The 456-nt window shown below is 66.2% G+C and carries 1 protein-coding gene; it reads right to left on the bottom strand.

What is annotated here, in order from left to right; translation table 11 throughout:
- On the bottom strand, positions 1–456 hold a 456-nt coding region (locus tag EN885_RS33155), incomplete at both ends, for an aldehyde dehydrogenase family protein (RefSeq protein ID WP_128335267.1).

The raw sequence follows: 456 nt of genomic DNA, 5'->3' as shown, positions 1-456 counted from the left end.
CGATCGGGATGATCGGGCCGAACGTCTCCTCCATCACCAATTCGGATGTGTGAGGAACGCGATCGACGACGATCGGCGGCAGCAACGCGCCCTGACGACCCGGATTGTAGAGGATTTCGGCGCCCTGCTCGGCGGCCATGTGGACGCGGGCTTCGAACAGCGCCGCCGCCTTCTCGTGCACGACGGTGCCAAGGTCGGTCGAGCGGTCCATCGGATCGCCGAAGCGGATTTTTTTCGCCCGCTCCAGCACCAGCGGCACGAAGCGGTCGGCGACGCTTTCCTGAACCAGGATGCGCTTGACCGCGGTGCAGCGCTGGCCGGAGTTCTTTGTCGCGCCGGCGACGGCCAGATCCGCGGCTCTGGCCAGATCCTCGTCGGAGAGATCGTTGAGGATGATCAGCGGGTCGTTGCCGCCGAGTTCCAGCACCTGGCGCTTGTAGCCGGCGGTGCGGGCGA

Source organism: Mesorhizobium sp. M6A.T.Cr.TU.014.01.1.1 (assembly GCF_004022765.1).
Classification (GTDB): Bacteria; Pseudomonadota; Alphaproteobacteria; order Rhizobiales; family Rhizobiaceae; genus Mesorhizobium; species Mesorhizobium mediterraneum.
This window is presented reverse-complemented; position numbering and strand designations above follow the sequence as displayed.